We start from the raw sequence: 17518 nt of genomic DNA on the forward strand, positions 1-17518 counted from the left end.
CCCCCCGGTTAGTACAGCCGTTTGGCCTGTTGACGTGTTTCAGCTGGAATTCCGGGTAACCTCGGCTTTACAAGCTAAAGATCTTCGCGGGAGGGGTGCCCGTTGTTGTATTCAGGGTGACGCGAAGTTGGCTCTCTGTATAGGGTGGCTTGTCCTCCTGCTATAGGCGAAGCTGTCGCGCGTCGGTGCGGACGGGTCGTCGCGTGCGGCGGTACAGCCAGCCTGTCACCCGACAACGTTAGTCGAGCTTTTCGCCGAGCTGAGACCAGACCGAGGCAACGAGCTCGCCGATTTCGAGGCTCGTCTTCGCTTGATCTTTCTGGTGATCGCTGAGGAAGGAGGCAGTGAGGTCGACTTGATCTCCGTAGATGATCCCAGAATTATTGACGACGCCGGCCAGGCTGCCCGTCTTGTGTGCGACGGGTAGTGTGTCGGGCAGACGCAGCGGTATCCGGCTGTTGCGGAGGTTATTTCGTAACGCGGCGAGAATTGGGCTGTAACGGCTGTTTCTTGCCAAGCCGGCGAATACATGGTTCATATCCTGAGCCGTTGTGATGTTCTGCCGGCCGACCTGGCCCAACTGGTCGTCTCGAAATCCAACGACCAACTTCGTGTGGCTTGTCCCCAGTCTGCCTGCTGTCTCGTTCACCGTCTCGATACCGACTCGCGCGAGAATCAGGTCAGCGGCCGCATTATCACTGGTAATAAGCATGAGACGGCAAAGCTGGTGGACCGTGAGAAGGTCCTCATCGGCAAACGCCGCCAGCACCGAGGGGTAGGCGGTGCGTCCCAGCGAGCTTCGGGATACCGACTCGTCCAGATCGAGACCGCCCTGAGCCGCCTTGTCGTAGGCTGCCACAGCGATAATGACCTTCAGCAGGCTTGCGGCGGGCCGGGGAACATCAGCGTTCCGCCCCGCATGCACCTTTACTCCTCGCAGTGTGTCGATTGCGACGCTGCGACCTGGCTCCGTCGCGACATAAGCGTCGACGGCATCCTGGATCCGACTGCCAAGCGAGACTTCGTCGATCACATCGTCCATCTGGCTTCAACCCCTCACGACGCGAGGAAAAGCTGCTCGTCGAGACGCAGTACGGCGTCACTGTCCTCGGATCGTACGAGAACAGGATGCTTTCGAAGCTGCCGGACAGCGTCGACGCCGCGGACCGACGCGGTGTCGACGGCAACACGCAGGGCATCCAGACCGTGTTCACAGGCACGGTCGACGTCGCCCTCGTCGGCGCTTGCCTTCCCCAACAACGACGAGTAGATCGTCCTGGTGCGCACGAACGCGGGATCGAGGTCCCGCAGGGTCTGCTCGATGTCCGCTCGTCCCTCCTTCTGTCCGAGCATCACCAGGCAGGTTCCCCGATAGCCGCGCAGAGCGGCGTCACCGAAGAAGTACCACGGCGAGTCCTCGTCGACCTGCGATGTCATCTCTCGTTCCGCGCGCTCCAGCGCTCGCAGGGATGGACCCGCCTGACCGGCATACGCGAAGGCGCGGCCCTGGATCGCCGCCAGCCACCCGCGAAGTGGAGCGACCGCAGCGCTACCCGCACGCGCCTGAGCTGCTTTGGCCATGGTCACGGCTTCGCGGGGATTACCTCCGCAGGTGGCAGAGAAACTGAGCCAGCCGAGCATGTAACTTGCAAGGGCATCATCTCCCGCGTACTCGGCCGATCGAAGCGCCTGCCGGTAAAGCGACCGTGCGCGATCACCGTTACCGAGATCAAGCCACAGCCAGGCGAGGAACTGGGACATCTCGGAAATTAGCGAACACAGCGAAGCGGACACGGACCTTCCAGTCGCCTCGGGAAGAAGGCCGCAGACCAGACGAAGTTGCGCGGCAACCGGATCGATGAGGTCACGTGAACCCAAAAGATCATCTAAGCGACGGGCCTCGCTGAGTATACGGCGAAGGTGCGCGACCGCCTCCGCATCCACCCGTCGCGTGCCACGGAAAATAACCGAGAGACGTGTATTCACCTCCGGATCCAACGATATTGTGGACTCGTCGGCAGCAAGACTCTGGATGAGTCCTCCCTCGACGTATTGGGCACCCTCCGATATCCACGGTCGGACTTGGCCACTTTCTGCTTCCAACGTTGCCGTGGATGCCTCGGGATCGGGGACTGATGGCCGATCGACAAGCGGCGGGCGGGGCCGAGGCGTGTAGTCGCTCGCGAGTCCGAGTTGGACCGGGCCTGTGTCGAACAAGCGGCAGACGACATCCTGGTAGTCGCGGCGCATCCCGTTCCCGGTCTCCCAGTCCAGCCATGACCGTCGGGTCAGTCCGGTCGGTTTCAGGCCCAGGTCAGCGGTCAGCTGGTGGAGGTTGGCGACCGCACGATCGACTGTCCAACCGTGGGCCAGGCGGAAGCACTTCAGCCGGGGGTGACCACAGCACGCCTCGATCTCCAGGGTGATCTGAAAGAGGAGATCGGCAGGAGGGTCCGCTGGTTCCCCTACGGCGAGCAGGAGCCGCATGCGGTGTCGTTCCGCGCAACGCGGATTGTGGAGTTCCCGGGCTGGTTGCGCGGTTTTCGGCATGATCGCTCGCTTCTACGAAGTCGGCGGCGTAATGAACCTACTACGCAGAATAGCTGGCACTGGGGGTCGGTCGACCCAGCGCGACCAATCGCCCTGACCAGGCGGGTTGTCCCCACCGACACGCGGCAACTTCGCGCTGGCGACCGCCCGACGATGCGCGACATGATCTGCCGTGTCCGCACTGGATGCCCGCCTGACGCGAGGTCGTGGGCACCCGGTGACACAGGCGTCGGGCCGGGACTCGTCATCCGCGGGCGACCGACGCCGACGGACGGTGCGGCGACGCGAACGGCAGTGACCGCGAGTTCTCACTGTCGTCCACGGATCGCGTCGCCGCACCCCGATCACGGGAGCCTATGACCCAGACAGGGTGGTCACTACGAGTGGGTTTTGCTCTTCCCGCTATCGCTTGGGCGGACGGAGCTGGCCCGGATGAGGTTGAGGTGGAGTGCTTCGAGATCGCGGTCGGTTTCGCCGTCCCAGAAAGAGTCGGCCGCTTCAGCGCGCAGGTAGGCACGGTATTCGGCTTTGACCGCGTCGGTGTCGCCGGCGTGGGCATGGGCGCGAAGCCGGAGCGCGAACAGCTCGGTGTGGGCAGGCAGGACGGCTAACCCCCGTGCGGTGGTCTTGAGCACCGCCGGGGTGTCGCCCGCAGTGAGCTGGTGACGGGCGAGGAGCACAGCTGCGGTGACGGGTGCGACGGTGAGCGCCGAGCCGAGTTCGGCGTCGAGCCACGGATAGCCGGCGGGAACACCGCGGATGAGATCCAGGGCACCCCGCAGGGTTTCGATCGCGACATCAGCGTGGTCGCGCTGGGCTTGGGCGTGCGCTATCCGCGCCTGGAGGATCTCAAGGTCGCTGACGATCAGCGGGTGAATCTTCAACATGGCGGTGCGGGTCGGTATCCAGTCGCACGCCTTCTCGCCGACGAGGTGCTCGAGGAGTCGCCGAGCCCGGCTGAGTTCGTTGGTCAACGTCCGGGGGTTGCCGCCACCAGGCCACAGGGCCGTTTCCAAGTCGGCTCGACTGCCGTTGCGATGAGTGACGAGCCAGGCGAGGATCTCCAGAATCCGGCTGCGGGCATGGCCGGGTTCCGGCTGTGTGCCATCCCGGCTGATGATGTCGACGGGGCCCAGCAGCCGCACCATGATCTGCCAGTCACCCTCGAAGAACGGTTCGGCATCCGGATCGGCCGGGCCGGCTTCGACCGCCACCGGTTCCGGGTCCGCGTCCGCGAGGAGCACGGCCAGGTCGTTGAGTTCGTGTGCTGCGAGACCGAGCGGGTTCAGGGTGATCCCCAGGGGGTCGAGCCGCCATCGTGCCGTCTTGTCTCGCCGGTCGACCGTGAGGTGCCACCGAGCTGGCATTCCGGACCGCGACGGGACGATGACCGCGATTCCTTGACCACCGTCCCGCGCCGATTCGACCAGATTGGCCAGCTCAGTGACATCCGAGGGCGCGCCTGCATGATCGGTGACGACCACTACGGTCGGGTCCCAGACCTCCGATGGATCCCTCACTCGGGCGGTGAGGGTTCGCGGCCAGCCGGCATCATCGAGGTCCCCGGCGAGGCGCCGTGTCTCAGCGATGGTGCGCGTGAGCAGCGTTCTCAGGTCTGGTTCCGTAACGATCCGTTCTTCGTGGGCGAAGCCGAACGAGTCGAACCCGATGGTGCGTACGGTCGTCAGCTCAGCCCACTGGGAGACGGCGATGGTCGCGACGACCGCTCGGGCGACGGCACACAGGCCGATGCCGTCCGTGATTCCAGCATCGGATATCCCAGCATTGGGCTGGTCCGGAAGTTCGTCGTTGATGCCGAGGGCGCCGAGTGCTTCCAGATCGACGTAGAGTTCGGCGCCGTCCGCTGTGACGCCGAGCTGTACCAATGCTGGGCATGGCGGCGGTATGTCACTGACGTTTTCAAGCGGCGCGGACACGGCGAGGGTCAGGACCCGCGGGTCCGAGCCTGCCAGCCATGGAGCAGGTGGAACGTTCACCGGGGCGTGGAGGTAGACCTCAAGGGACCCGTCTGGATGGCGCAGGAGGACCTCGGGTACCGGTGCGTCATCCGGCCGGTCATCGCGATGCGGCGCGACGAGTGCCCGTAGGGCCGCGTCGAGACGGCTCATCCCATCGGGGTCGTCAACCTGCAAGATCATTGCATGCAAATCGGCTACGTCGGGATCGGCCAGCGGCAGGCGATGTTCAGGGCGGACCTGCCGGTCGCGCTTGCGGCGGCGGGCCGCCCACTGCGCGGCGAACGCGCTCACGAGCAGCCCGCCGGTTGTGATCCACAAGGGCACTACAAGGAAACGGTCTCCGGTCTCGGATGACGGCGTGGCAGTATCCGGCGCTTCACGCGGCTCGCTACCGAGCGAGGTTGCCGGCGTCCGGGCCGGTGTCGGTTTTGCCGTGATGGTGGGTTCGGTGCTCGCCGGCGTGCCGATCCCCCTCGTGGGAGCGGCGCTGGGCGTCTCTGGGACTGGCCCTGCTTGAACTGGCGCCGCTGGGACGGGCACCGTCAGCGACGTCGTCCTGCCCGGCAACATCGGGAGTGACAGGTGCATGCCCGGGTTGATGAGGTCGGGTCGGGTCAGATGACGTCCGTGAGGGTCCGTGATTCCCCGGTTCGTCTCGAAGATGGCATCGACAGCTCGGGCTGTCTCAGAGGCGTTGGCGGTTGGGTAAGCGTCCTCGGCGATCGTCCAGAGGCTGTCACCCGGCTGAACTGGGTACGACCTGTCCTCCGGCCCGACGTGCGGCAGCGGTATGCGCAGGATCGTTCCCGCGCTGACAGCGACGAAGCCAGAAGACAGCCGTGCGCCGTCATCCTGGCGTGCACCGACGCTGGCGTCCCGGATTACGGCCCACCGGTCGGCGTCGCCGTAGTACCGGTCAGCGAGAGAGCGCAACGTGTCGTAGGCGTCGCATCTGTGCTCCTGAAATCCCCATACAGCGGCGCCTGCGGCGCCTGACGCTGGTGTATCGGTCACCGTTGCCGTCCACACTGCTGTTGCATCCAGAGATCCGGGGTCCTGCTCGTGTGCGGTCGTCACGGTTGCTGCCACGGCGGCAGGCCCATCCGAAAGCGTCGAGCCGAGTCCAGCGGTCGCGATCGGCCGGGTCGCAAGGACGACGAGTACCACGGACGCGCTTGCCACCCACGTTCCGGCGAGGTGGGCGAGGAAGCCGGGCACGATGGCCGACCGGGTCGCGGCGGCGCCCCGGAGGACCCGTGCGCCGATTTCACGCAGTACCGCGATGGCGACATCGGCCCAGAGCACCCAGGCGGCCACCGCGATCGCGTTGGGGACGACATCCGGGTGCAGATATCCACGACTGGCCAGCGTCCACCAGCGCCCGGGCTCCCAGGTCTGGGGCAGCGGGTTGGTCCGCCACAACCACAACGCCACCGGCACCACACCGAGGAACGCGACAAGCCCGACGAGCGCCAGCAGCCCGCGGACGACGGCACCCCTGCCCGGCCGTGATACCCGACGGACCGATCGATTGGGCCGGGAAGCGGTCCGGGTAGCGGGCCTGCCCGGTTGGGCACGGTGCGGGAAACGGGGCATGACCTCCACCTTGTGAGCGCGGGTCAGGATCAGGGCCGATCAGGGTCCGGGAGTGGCTGTGGCGGAGCGGGTTTGGGTGACGGTGGCGCCCGCCGGTTTGACCACGGCGAGCAGGCGGTAGTCGATGTGGCTGACAGCTGTGACCGTTACGGTCGCGTCGGTCACGGTGGCGGTTCCGGCGATATCATGATCTTGTAGGTAGCTCTCGGCGGCGCGAGTGGCCGCCGCCGGGTCCAGCCGGATGATGCCGACCTGAAGGGCTGCGAAGTCGAGTTCCTGCGCGCCGACTCGGGCCGCCTTCCCTGCAAGGTCGAAGGTCTCGCTGCTGGCGTGCAGCACTCGTCCCGCGTCGAAGATGAGACCGGCAAAGAGAAGAGCGGCGCTGAAGAGGACCGTCAGGAATATCGAAATCGCTCCGCCGTCAGACGGCCGGGCGTTCCCGCTGGGCGGGCCGGAGGCTGGGTTCATGCCAGCCCTCCTCGGTACCGGTCGATAATTTCTTCGGCTGTTGCTCGTACAGTGCGTGACGGCCCGATTGGCGGGTCGGTGCGGCAGGACACGGCGACGGTGACCGTGCCACCCGCCCGGAAACCATCGGTCGCCGTGGTGACATCAATGCTGTTTCGGTTACAAACACTCTCGGCAAGAAGTGTCCGGGCGAGGGATGTGGCCGCCGCGACCGCCTCGTCCTGGTCAGCCGTCAGGGACGCGGCGCGGGCAGCTTCACGTGCGGCTGTGGTCACGGCTGTCCCGCTTTCCTGCGCCTGGTAGACGACAACCACGACGACGACCGCCAGCAGGAAAATGGCCCAACCGGCGGCAAATTCGAGTGAGAACGACCCGGCATCCCAGTGTCGGATGCGCGTTCCCCGACGGCGGCCATCGGTCATGGCCGTTGTTGAGGAACGAAACGCAATTCCGGGCCGGTCGCGGTCCTGGTCACCGTCCCGCCGAGCGCCGGCCGGACGGTGACGGACACCGTTACCAGATCGGTCTGCTGGCTGACCGTGACGTCGACGCTGTCCACGACGCGCGTCGACGACGCGAGCCGGACGGCGGCCGTCTGGGCGTTGTTGCGGTCTCCACCAGGCGATTGCGCGATCTCCAGTGCTCGTTGGGCCGCTGCCGACGCCGCCTCGGCGGCCAGCCATCGGACGGACAGCATGAGCAACAACGTCAACAACGCAAAGACGCCCATCATCACAACTGTGAGTTCGACGGCGCTGCCGTCGTCACCGTGCCGACGGGTCCAGGCTGAACCGGTCGCATCCTTGGTCACTGGCAGGTCGCGGGGTCCGGAGCGGTGCAGATGTTGTTCGCGATGTCCACAGCCTTGTTGCGCAGAATCACGAGGACGACCGCCGCTATAAGGAGGAGACCGACGGCGATCGCCGCGGTCGGTAGAACATCGCCACGATCGTCTTTCCGGGCGGCGGAAATCTGAGTGGAGATCCACAAGTAGACCGCGGTCATACAGGCGTTGAGCGGGCGGAGCATATGTGCCGTCCTTCCTCGGCCCGTCAATGTCTGATCGCGGACCGCTGCCGGTGAGGGGTTAGGAGTCAGGGAGTTGGTCCAGTGCTGACGAGGGTGAGTAAGGGATAGGTCAGATAGCCGACGAAGGCGATCGCGACAACCGCGCCTGGAAGCTCCATCTGCGCGTCTGCGGCGGCCTCCTCGCCGCGGCTCTGGGCTGCTTCGGCGGATCGGATCGCTGCCGCCCGGGATTCGAGAGCGATCACTGGAGACGCGCCCCGGCGGGCGGAAGTGACGGTTCGCTTGAGATCAGCGAACTCGGGGACCGGGATACGGGCGGCAAGTCGTTCGAGGCCGGCGTCCGGGGGCGCTCCGCGATCCCGTGCCTCCCTGAGGGCCTCACGGATCTGTCCGAACGCCCATCCCGTTCCGCTGTCCGCCGCGGCTTGCAGGGCGGTGTGCAGCGGGAGACCACCGACCAGCAGGATGCGCGCCAGATCAATGAATGCGGCGACCGCGAGTGCGCCCTCCTTGCGACGGGCGGTGGCGAGCCGGTAGATCGGCCGGTCCGCGGCGGCCAGAGCGAACAGCACCCCGGCCAGGGCGACGACCGGGATCGCAAGCCCTGGCACGGACATACCTGCCGCCGCGGCCACGATCATTGCGGTGACGCCGATCGTGGCCCCGACGACGGCGTAGATGATCCGCGCAAGTGTGTGTGCCTCGGCGTCGCGTCCGACAAGCGCCAGTTCCTCGGTGAGGAGCAGCCGGTGGAGCCGAGCACGCTGCATGACGCCGGTCACGGACATCGCGGCCCATCGCAACGACGAAGACGCCTGTACACCGAGGCCGGACGGTTGCCGACTGGGGAACAGCGCATACAGCGCAAGCCACATACCGGCTCCGACCAGCATGCCGCAGGCAGCCATGCCGATAGCCGTCATCGTGGCTGCCTCGTTCTGGCCGCGCGGGCGGTTTGAGTGGACGCTGCGTCACGAACCGCGAAGAAGTCCGGTGGAAGCGACGGCTGTGACAGTCGCACCAGAGATCGGACCGCGAGGAACACAGCCCCGCCGATGCCACCGAGAACCAGCTCACCGACCAGCGGCCGGTATGCCGCGAGGAACGCCGGCCACACGACCATCAACACCGCGATCGAGACCGCGAACAGGGCAAGCAGCAGCGCCATCGCTCGCCGGTGCTTGGCCCGGGACGCGTGCAGGTCTCGTAGCATTGCCACGCGGTGACGGGTAGCCTCGACCTGATTTGCCATCAGCCGCGGAAGATCGCCTGCGCCGCGCCGGTAAGCGATGTCCAGTGCCGCGATGATCGGCCCGATCGCCGCATGGTCGACATCCGCCCGCAGACCCCACAGCGCATCCGGTAGCTGCTGGCGCTCCAGACGCTCGGCGAGTCGACCCAGAGGTATCGCCAGCGGTTCCGGCGGCATGTCGCAGGACGCGACGACCGCGGCGCGCAGCGGCTGGCCCGCTTCCAGTTCTTGACGGACTGTCTCGCACCACGACGCCACCGCGTCACCCATGCGGGTGATCGCCGCTACGGACGGGCCGGTTATCGCGGTCAGCCCGATCCAGAGCAGGCCGCCGGTAAGAACACCGAGGACCGGAATTTGTACAACGACCGCGACCAGCAATCCGCACGCGGACGTGATGGCAAGCAGGTGACGAGGCCCGAGCGCGTCACCAGGGTGCAACAGGCCCGGCAGCGCGATGCGCCCCGACGCGGCGGCGACCAGCAGCCAGACTGCGAGGCCGACCATGGCGCCACACAGGCCCACGCCGATTGTCGTCACCCCCACCACGTCCCCGACGAGGTGTCCCGGGCCAGTACGGTGGGATCGATGCCGGCGCCGACGAACGTGGCACCCAGTCGGTCGGAAATGTCGTTGTCGGTACGCATGGCACGACCGGCCCGCGGGTTCCACCGCCACAGCTCGGCCGAGGTGACTTGGCCGTCCCGGTAATCCACGTACTCCCGGATCGAAACGACTGCCCGTTGGCCAGCGACTCTGGCCACGTGTACGACGAGATTCACCGTGCCGGCGATGGTCTGCATCACGGTCGTGTCGTCGGTGCGCCGATCACCGAACGCCGCGTACGTCCGAATGCGGGGAAGTACGTCTTCGGCGGATGGTGCGTGGATGGTGGTCGCGACGCCTTGGGCGATACCCTGCCCGAGGGCGAGGAGCAGGGGCATAACGCCGCCGTCCGGCTTGAGCTCACCGAGGGCGACCCTTTCGGGAGTCTGACGGCGGAGGTCACGTGACAGGTACTGCTCCATCGAGTAGGCGCCCTTGCCGTCGATGTTGGATTCTTTCGCTTCGAAATCGACCAGGTTGCGGAAACGCGCGCGGTCGAGAAAGAGCTCCTGCTCGTCCTCGACCGTGACTGTCCGGTCCAGGACGACAGGGTCGGGATGCGCGTTCATCCAGGCACGCAACAGTGTGGTCTTTCCGGCTCCTGTCCCACCCGAAAAGATCACGCCGAATGGTTCGCGTAGCCGGGCCGCGGTGAGGAGCAGGGCCGCGACATCGTCCCCGAACATCGACGCTCGGCGCAGCCCCTCGAGGGTGTCGAGACCCGGCAGAAACAGCCGACAGCCGATGTGCACAAGGCTGGTGACCTTGGCGAGGGCATGCAGACGCGCACCCCCAGGGAGCCGGCAGCGTACGGACGGGTTCGCCTCGTCAAACCGCCGGCCTGCCAATGCCGCCTGCTGAGCGACCCATTCAAACGCCTGCTCCTCGGTGTCGAAAGGCGAACCGAACTCGGTGCGGCGACCGGACGCGCGGTCGGTGCAGACCACGTTGAACGAGCCGTTGACCTCGATGTCGGACCAGGTGGGTGTGAGCAGGAACGGGGCGAGCGGGCCGAGCGGCGACAGTTCCTGCCTGGCATGTCTGCGGATCTCTTCTTCTTCGGCAACGCCCAGCGGGGGTTCGTCGGACCTGACCCGTCGGAGCTGCTCCGTACGGAGGAAGGAGGCCACTGATTCCTCGACCAGAGCGTCTCGCTCTTCGCCCGCTGACGCCCCGGCCATTCCGGTGCGGCCCAGGTGGGCGGCAACGTGCGTGGTGGCTACGGAGGCGAGGACGCCGAGCGCGCCGTCGTCGGGCCGTGTCGGTACCCAGCTCATCGGGACACACCCAGCAGCCGTATTCCGCTCTTGCTGTCGGCTGCCCCCGCAATGATCGGCGCAATGTCCTCAGGTACGGCCAGATAGACAGTTCGATCACTGTTGGTACCTTTGGGCACGGGTTCGACGGCCGCGACCTGGACAGGCTCACCCACCTCCGTGGCCTTGCCGGTGGTGCGGTCAGTGGTGACGACCTGCACACTGTCGCCGGCCCGGACAGTCGAGGAGGGCAGGGCATCCGGAGCGAGACGCACGCCCACAGACGCGAGCCCGGTCGGGATGCGAACCGAGCCGGCCATCTCAGGAGTGATCAGGGTTCCGGGCGGGAGGTCGAGAAGCGCCGCTCGGCCGACGATCGAACTTCGGGCCAGGTCCGGAGAGGCGAGCCGGACAGGCGTGCCATCCGTCGCTACCCGCACAATGGCGATGTCACCGGCTTCCAAGGTCGTGCCGCGCTGCACGGCTCTGGTCAACATGACCGCGTCGACCATCGTGTTTCGGTCAGCGGTAAGCCACAGAGCGCCCGAGGCGCCGAGCACCATCATCAGCGCGGCGACGGCCATCGTCCGGCGCCGACCTCGAGGCCGGTCGGGGACATCTGAAGGAAGATCGTACGGGTCGGGGTTCTGCGCGAGGTGCTGGAAGGAGTGCGGGAGTCGAAGATCGGTCATCCGGTCACCGTTCCGGCGTTCTCGAGAGCCTGGATCTCACCGACTGGGATGTCGTAGGCGGTCGTGGTGATGATCGGGTCAAGAGTTCCTCCGTCGCCGTTGGTGGCCGTCCACGTGATCTGCCAGTGCAGGTGGAGCTGAGCCCTCCAGGCGTGCCCGTTCGAAGCGACCGTGGACGCGTCGAGGTAGCGGTACGAGCAGGCGGGCGCATGGGACGAAACGTCCGTGCCGGGGGCGAGGACCTGTCCCGGTCCGGCGCAGGACACCGCTGGTGAACCGTCACCGGGGTCGAGCTCGAGGCGGTCTGGCTTTGCGGTCACGGTGGCCGACAGCCCCGGGACGGCCGCGACCGCCGAGATCGGAGCCCACTGCGTGACATCGACGGCGAACCAGACCGGGACGTGAACGATTGCGCGACCGCCGTGGGTGACGTCCGGCGAGAAGACGCCACGCGGGGTGGGAAGCCGACTACGAGCTTGCACCGTGGCAGCGGTGACAAGCTGCTTGGGATCGGCGGCCCGGATCCAGTACCAAGTGATCTCGGCGCCGGGGCACATGCGCGCGTAGAGCGTAGACGATATGCCATCCGCGTCTACGCGCCTGCTCGGCTCCTTACTGTTGATCAAGTAGTTGACCAGACTGCCCGGATACCAGGTGCAGGGATCGACAGCGCCAGTGCCGGTGGGCTTCTCGATGGGCGTTCCGCTTTCGACCATGGTGAGGATTTCGCTCAGGGTGGTGTCTGTTCTCGCCTTGGCCGAGTCGGAGTTTTCGCCGGGATCGAAGTTGCCGAGCGCGGCCCACGCTGGACGGGAAACACAGAGCGCAACCGCCAGAACGGAGACGATCACGGCCGTTCTTATCGGGGCGGGCACCGGTTCTCGCCCTTCCAGCTTCCGATCACAGTCCCGCCGTCGAGTTTCCAAGAGCCACCTTGGTGTTTCCACAGGAAGTCGGTGCGGGCGCTGACGGCAACGTCGTTGACGACGATTTCCTTGCCGTCGACTGATCGATTGGCGGTGTCATAGACGATGCCGTCGTCGTAGGTACAGACCGTCGCGACCGCCTGCCCGGCGGATGAGTCGTCGCTGACCGTGATTCTTTCGATGACGTAGTAGCCGGCCACGCCTCGGCGGCCGGCATATTTCTGGTCGGCAAGTACTCGGAGCCGGTTGGCCATGGCGGTCCTGGCAGGTGATCCTTCGATGTACAGGGCGAGGAGCGGCCCGGTCTGGGCAGGGTTCCCGGGAGCGGCGATGGCGGTTGCATAGGCGTGGTCATAGTCGGCTTGTGCAGCAGTGACCTGGCGGGAGGCCTCTGCCGCCGCGTCCGGAGTTCGCCGGGTGCTGACCGCCGTGGACGGACCGGATGTCAGCGTCCGGTCACCCGTGGCCGCGGGCGACTCCAGAGGCCGAGGACCGGCGGCCGACCCGCATCCGAAGAGGCTGACGGCCACCACGAGAGCAACTGTGGACAAACCGGCTATCGAACGAATCACGGCGGGCGCGCCAGAAAAGATCAAAACGTCTCGATTCGGTATAAGGTCGCATCAGAGGAACTATGACCGGCTCGATGGTTGAAGTCATATTGGATACCGATGGTTACAATCCTCCTTATCTGAGAAGAAATGTCCATATGCACGGTCCATCAGGTGCCTTTACCAGTCAAGTGCTTGTAATAATCTGCGACTCGCGTCACGTAAATATTACTTTCTGTAGTTAAAATCGGCATGGTGCGGGTATCGATATACGCAAAGTTATGACTCCTTCCGTGTGGTGGTCCGTTTAAAGGCAGAGGCCGAGGCTCGAAGGGTCCTGGATGATCTCTTCGTAACGGCGGCGCTGGCTTGGATCGGCGGGAGCGGGCCCAACCGCGCGTGCGCGGGGGGAGCTGTCGACAGGCGCGGCAGGAGCGCCGTAAGGGAGGCCGAGGACGTGATGACGGTAGTCCTCGATATCGCGGGCCCGGCGGAGCCAGGTGTCGGCATCATCGCCGAGATGCCGGGGTGGGCGCCCGAGGAGGTCGGTGAGGTAGTGGGCTGGCTCGGCAACCAGCCGGACCACCGCTTGGTCGATCTGGCGGGCTTGCGCGGCTCCGACACGCCGGAGCCGACTGGCGACCGTGGCCTGCGCCTCGACAAGGGTGGGTGCGCTCAGGCCGACGGCGTCGTGCTCGGTCTGCGTGTCCTCCAATGCCTGCTCCGCTTCGGCATGGGTTCGGCGGAGTTGATCGAGACGCTTTCGCGCGGCGTGAAGCGCGGCTGTCTGGCCGCGGCTTCGACGGTCCGACTCGGTGCGGCGCAGGTGCTGTTCGGCGTCATCGAGCGCCTGTACGGCAATGGCGAGGCGGGAGGCGGTTGCCCGTGCTCTGTCCGCGACCCGCCGACGAGTCTCCCGCGCCGCATCAGTGGTCGCCGCATCGGTGGTCGACGTCGCGGCGAGGATCTCGGCGAGCCTGTTCCGTTCGGTGAGCAGCGTCGAGGTGGGCAGGTGGGAAAGGCGTGTAGTCACCGCGGCGTCCAAGAGTTGGGTGACGCGTGCCCAGTCCTGACGGGCCGTTCGCGGCGGGCGGAGCTGGTAGGCGGCGGGGTGAACGCCCGCGGCGGTGCACAGCGTGTGCGCACGGTTCTCAAGAATCGCGGCACCTGTGCGCACCGACTCCTGGTCGCCTGCGGCAAGCTGGGCGGCGACCGTGTCGGGATGTCGGCCGGTGTCGAGGAGTGCATGAATACCCGCGATGGCCCGCTCGCGGGGCACTCGCTCGGCGGCGCTGTGGAAGCGTCGGGCAACCGGCGGCGGCAGCCGCATCGCCCACGCGGCAGCGATCCCCACCGCCTGTTCGTGGAGATCCTGCCACCTGACGATCGGGTCGTCGGTGTCCATCGGGGGCTCCGGCCCGGGATCGTGCGGTGGGCTGCCGGGCTGGTGTCGGGCGTGGTAAATCGCCAGGGCTGCGACGGCCTCATCCCAGATGAGTCGATCCGGCCCGATCGGAGGCCGTGGCCCTATGCGGGCGATGAGCCGGGCGGGTGGGTTGGTCCGGGCAGCGGCGCTGACCGCGGCTTCGCCGGCGAGTTCGGCCCGGCGTAGTACGACTGGGTCCACGCGACTCAGCTCGCGATCCGTTGTCGGTGCGCTTGCGTCACGGCGCAGTGCCGTCAACTCCGCCAGGGTGTGGTCCTGGCGGAGTCGGTGGGCAGCGTGCGCGTGCGGGTCGATGTCCCCGGCGGGCCGCTCGGCGCGGGAGCGGCGGAGCCGGTCAGCGAGCCGGTCGATCGTCTCGCCCTGCGGGGGCAGGATCGGCAGCCAGTCTTCGTCGTCGAGATTCGCTTCGAGTTCGGGTCGGCGGATCAGGTAGGCGCGAAGGTCGTCCTGCGCGCGGGAAAGCATGACGTACAGGCCGGCCCGGCTGGTGTCGTCGACAACGACCGGCCGGGCGGTCGCCATGTCCGCACCCTGGGCCTTGTGAGCGGTCAGCGCGTAGGCATGGCCGAGCCCGCCGGTGCGCCCATCGGGGAACTGGTGGGTGAGGTAGATCCAGTCGACGCTGACCGTGCCCTTGCCGGGGAACCGGACGTCGAGCATCTGCCGCTCGGGGTGAGCGGGGTCCACGTGGACGGCGGTGACCGTGCCGATCGTGCCAGTGCGAACGTAGTCGGAGGAACGTTGGCCATGAGGGACGAGGGTGTGCCCGGCCTGGGTCAGGGTGATGACGTCGTCGCAGACCTGGAAGGGCCGGCCGGCGGCGTGCAGCACCGGGCCGGTCAGGGTGCCGTCGGTGGCCAGCCGGGTACGGGCGGCCTGGTTGAGGGTCTCGACGTCGCGGTGATGTTCGGCCATCATCAGCGCACGCGCCGCGGTCCGGTCTCGGCGTCGCCGCCGGTTTCCCCCCGTTGCCGACGGCGATGCGCTCCGCGTCCGGTCCGTGGCGCTCCTACCGTCGGTGGTGGGTCGGGCCGCGGCTGTGCGGTCGGCGTACCAGTCGTCGACGACGGCGGCCAGCATCGTCTCGCGGTCGTCGAACACATCAATGCGCCGGTCGTTGGCGAGGCGGCGCAGGGAGCGTTCAACGTCGTCGGGAAGCGCCGAGCGTAGCCCGTGCAGCGCCGCGCGGACTTCGGCCATCGCAGGTCCCCGTTGTCGACGGACGGTGGTCAGGCGGCCGACCGCGTCCGGGAACGCGGTGACCAGATGGGCGTACCAACCGCCCGCGCCGACCGAGCCGAGCTGGGCTGGGTCGCCGAGAAGGATGAGGACTGTGCCGGTGCGCGCGGCGTAATGGGCGAGGCGTTCGGCGTCGCGGGTGGCGACCTGGGTCGCTTCGTCGAGGACGACGACTGTCCCCGGTGTCCAGACCTGGCCGGGGTCGTCGGCGTGGTCGAGCAGCGTCAGCCAGCCGGCGACCACCCGGGCCGGGACACCAAGGTCGTCGCTGAGGTCCTCAGCCTGTTTTCCGCCGTGGGCGGTGCCGAAGACCTGGTAGCCGGCGCCGGTGAGGATGCGTACGGCTGTACGTATCGCCGTGGTCTTGCCGGTGCCAGCTTCCCCGATGACCGGGCGGATCAGATCTGCGCTGCCGACGACCTGGCGGACGAGGTCGAGCTGTTCGTCGTCCAACCGGGGGTCTGATGCCGCGGCCGATGCCTGGATGGCGGGGGAGGCTGCGAGCCGGATGAGAGCCCGCTCGAGGACGTCAGCGGCCAGGAGACGATGGTCGTGGCCGGCATGGTCGGCGCGTCCTTGCCGGTACAGGCTGATCAGCTTGTCTTCGATCTCCAACAGTTCCGCGGTGGTGAAGATCAGTTCGGGGAGCCGCCGGCGGCGTGCGGCGGTGTCGTCGACCAGAACGACCCGGGGATCGGCGAGCATCTGTTCGCTGATGGTGCTGATGGCGGTGGGATCGAGCCGGTCCACTCCCCAGGCCGCGACCTGTTGATGGACGTCGCGGAGAGTGAACGTCGGATGGTTCGCGGTCAGCCCGTTGTGTCCGACGAGCCGGTCAACCAGCGCGGAGATCTCGTCGTCGGTGGGAGGTTCGAATGACCGCTGACGGTGGATGCCGAGTGCGCGGATTTGTTCCACTGTCCAACCGGCCTCGGTGAGCTTCGTGGCTTGCACGGCCCGGACCTGGGCGTCGGCGAGGACCGTTTTCGGCGCGCGGGACCCGCGCTGCGCGGCGACCTCGGTGCGGGCGTCGGGTGCGAGCCCGTCCGCGACGAGTTGGGCGAATTCGCGCTGCACCTCGGCATGGCGGGATGAGAACGCCTCCAACAGAGTCGGAGGGAAGCCCGCCAGCTCGGCGACGCCGTTGCGGACCGTCTGCCATTCCAGGCCGCGGCGGCGGGACAGTTCGTGCCGCAGCGCCGCCGCGCCCACGTATCCGGCACTGACGCGATGGGCCAGCAGCACCTCGCTGTCGAGCGCCCGCCACTCGACCCGAGCGGTTCCGGTTGCGTCGCGTTCGGGCTGACCGTTGTCGTCCAGGACGGGGATGGCGACCGCGTTCGCGACGATGTTGTGAACGTGTAGGTGTGCCTCGTTTGCGCGGGATGTGTCGTGCAGGTAGGAGGCGACGGCCAGGCCGAGGCCGGCACGGTTACGGCCGTCGACCATCCCGACCGTGGCGTACCGCTCCAGGTAGCCGAGAGCGGCGTCGACCCCGGCGTTCAGCGCGGCGGCGACGTCCCGGCGCAGGTCGTCGTCGCCGAATGCCCACAGCAGGCTGACGCTCTTGGGCGCGGCGCAGGTGATGTCGAAGCCCATGACGACGGTGGGCGGGTCCCGTTCGGCCATGAACCGGACCAGTTCGTCCCGCTCGACGAACCATCGGCCGGAGGGGTCCTTGTGGGCAGTGAGCCGAGCCTGCGGAGAATGGCCGATCTGCCCTGCTTCGCCCGTGGGTTCTGTTCCAAGAGCGGGTGTTTCGGAGCCGGTCGCGTCGTCGACGGCTTCCGGTGACGGGCCCTGGCTGATCCGACGGTCGGCGTCGGCTCCCGTGGTAATGCCGCGTTCGGCGAGTCGTCGCAGGTAGGACGGGGCCACACCGGCGATCCGCGCTGCTTCGGCCAGGGTGAGCGTTGTCCGGACGTCC

Annotated in this window: 14 protein-coding genes; all 14 read right to left on the minus strand. The window is 67.1% G+C overall.

From position 1 onward, the window contains the following. Window positions 1-238 precede the first annotated feature (238 nt). Window positions 239-1033: a serine hydrolase gene (locus MJ783_RS08375; RefSeq protein WP_239309759.1), complete on the minus strand. Its 795-nt coding sequence runs from the start codon at window positions 1031-1033 to the stop codon at window positions 239-241. 23 nt (window positions 1034-1056) lie between these two features. Continuing rightward, the gene (locus MJ783_RS08380; RefSeq protein ID WP_239309760.1) at window positions 1057-2550 is read right to left on the minus strand and encodes a hypothetical protein; all 1494 of its coding nucleotides are present in this window, start codon (window positions 2548-2550) and stop codon (window positions 1057-1059) included. Between the two features lie 377 nt (window positions 2551-2927). Then, entirely contained in the window at window positions 2928-6125 is a 3198-nt protein-coding gene (locus MJ783_RS08385; RefSeq protein ID WP_239309761.1) for a LysM peptidoglycan-binding domain-containing protein, read from the minus strand. A gap of 39 nt (window positions 6126-6164) precedes the next feature. Next, window positions 6165-6593, minus strand: a complete 429-nt coding sequence (locus tag MJ783_RS08390) for a pilus assembly protein TadG-related protein (RefSeq protein ID WP_239309762.1) — start codon at window positions 6591-6593, stop codon at window positions 6165-6167. After that, on the minus strand, window positions 6590-7015 hold the full coding sequence (locus MJ783_RS08395) for a hypothetical protein (RefSeq protein WP_239309763.1): 426 nt from the start codon (window positions 7013-7015) through the stop codon (window positions 6590-6592). The genes MJ783_RS08390 and MJ783_RS08395 overlap by 4 nt, the downstream gene beginning before the upstream one ends. Next, window positions 7012-7404 carry a hypothetical protein gene (locus tag MJ783_RS08400; RefSeq protein ID WP_239309764.1) on the minus strand — a complete coding sequence of 131 codons (393 nt, stop codon included), beginning with the start codon at window positions 7402-7404 and terminating at the stop codon, window positions 7012-7014. The genes MJ783_RS08395 and MJ783_RS08400 overlap by 4 nt, the downstream gene beginning before the upstream one ends. Continuing rightward, complete coding sequence (locus MJ783_RS08405; RefSeq protein WP_239309765.1) at window positions 7401-7622, minus strand: hypothetical protein; 222 nt, start codon at window positions 7620-7622, stop codon at window positions 7401-7403. The genes MJ783_RS08400 and MJ783_RS08405 overlap by 4 nt, the downstream gene beginning before the upstream one ends. A gap of 65 nt (window positions 7623-7687) precedes the next feature. Then, window positions 7688-8545 carry a type II secretion system F family protein gene (locus tag MJ783_RS08410; protein WP_239309766.1) on the minus strand — a complete coding sequence of 286 codons (858 nt, stop codon included), beginning with the start codon at window positions 8543-8545 and terminating at the stop codon, window positions 7688-7690. Further along, window positions 8542-9414, minus strand: a complete 873-nt coding sequence (locus tag MJ783_RS08415; protein WP_239309767.1) for a type II secretion system F family protein — start codon at window positions 9412-9414, stop codon at window positions 8542-8544. Before MJ783_RS08415 ends, MJ783_RS08410 begins: the two co-directional genes overlap by 4 nt. After that, window positions 9411-10757, minus strand: coding sequence for an ATPase, T2SS/T4P/T4SS family (locus MJ783_RS08420; protein WP_239309768.1), 1347 nt, complete (start codon window positions 10755-10757; stop codon window positions 9411-9413). The genes MJ783_RS08415 and MJ783_RS08420 overlap by 4 nt, the downstream gene beginning before the upstream one ends. Then, a complete protein-coding gene (locus MJ783_RS08425; protein WP_239309769.1) occupies window positions 10754-11428 on the minus strand; it encodes an SAF domain-containing protein in 675 nt (224 codons plus the stop codon). The genes MJ783_RS08420 and MJ783_RS08425 overlap by 4 nt, the downstream gene beginning before the upstream one ends. Continuing rightward, window positions 11425-12279 carry a hypothetical protein gene (locus MJ783_RS08430; protein ID WP_239309770.1) on the minus strand — a complete coding sequence of 285 codons (855 nt, stop codon included), beginning with the start codon at window positions 12277-12279 and terminating at the stop codon, window positions 11425-11427. Before MJ783_RS08430 ends, MJ783_RS08425 begins: the two co-directional genes overlap by 4 nt. Before the next feature lie 8 nt (window positions 12280-12287). After that, complete coding sequence (locus MJ783_RS08435; protein WP_239309771.1) at window positions 12288-12926, minus strand: hypothetical protein; 639 nt, start codon at window positions 12924-12926, stop codon at window positions 12288-12290. Between the two features lie 286 nt (window positions 12927-13212). Continuing rightward, a partial coding sequence (mobF, locus tag MJ783_RS08440; protein WP_239309772.1) for a MobF family relaxase occupies window positions 13213-17518 on the minus strand: 4306 nt, incomplete at its 5' end.

It is taken from the genome of Protofrankia sp. Cj3 (assembly GCF_917627355.1).
Classification (GTDB): Bacteria; Actinomycetota; Actinomycetes; order Frankiales; family Frankiaceae; genus Protofrankia.

What these genes read in the sequence shown, in the direction of transcription:
- MJ783_RS08390 (WP_239309762.1), bottom strand. Translation starts at nt 6,593, where the DNA reads ATGAACCCAGCCTCCGGCCCGCCCAGCGGGAACGCCCGGCCGTCTGAC.
- MJ783_RS08410 (WP_239309766.1), bottom strand. Translation starts at nt 8,545, where the DNA reads ATGACGGCTATCGGCATGGCTGCCTGCGGCATGCTGGTCGGAGCCGGT.
- MJ783_RS08395 (WP_239309763.1), bottom strand. Translation starts at nt 7,015, where the DNA reads ATGACCGATGGCCGCCGTCGGGGAACGCGCATCCGACACTGGGATGCC.
- MJ783_RS08385 (WP_239309761.1), bottom strand. Translation starts at nt 6,125, where the DNA reads ATGCCCCGTTTCCCGCACCGTGCCCAACCGGGCAGGCCCGCTACCCGG.
- MJ783_RS08420 (WP_239309768.1), bottom strand. Translation starts at nt 10,757, where the DNA reads ATGAGCTGGGTACCGACACGGCCCGACGACGGCGCGCTCGGCGTCCTC.
- MJ783_RS08380 (WP_239309760.1), bottom strand. Translation starts at nt 2,550, where the DNA reads ATGCCGAAAACCGCGCAACCAGCCCGGGAACTCCACAATCCGCGTTGC.
- MJ783_RS08405 (WP_239309765.1), bottom strand. Translation starts at nt 7,622, where the DNA reads ATGCTCCGCCCGCTCAACGCCTGTATGACCGCGGTCTACTTGTGGATC.
- MJ783_RS08425 (WP_239309769.1), bottom strand. Translation starts at nt 11,428, where the DNA reads ATGACCGATCTTCGACTCCCGCACTCCTTCCAGCACCTCGCGCAGAAC.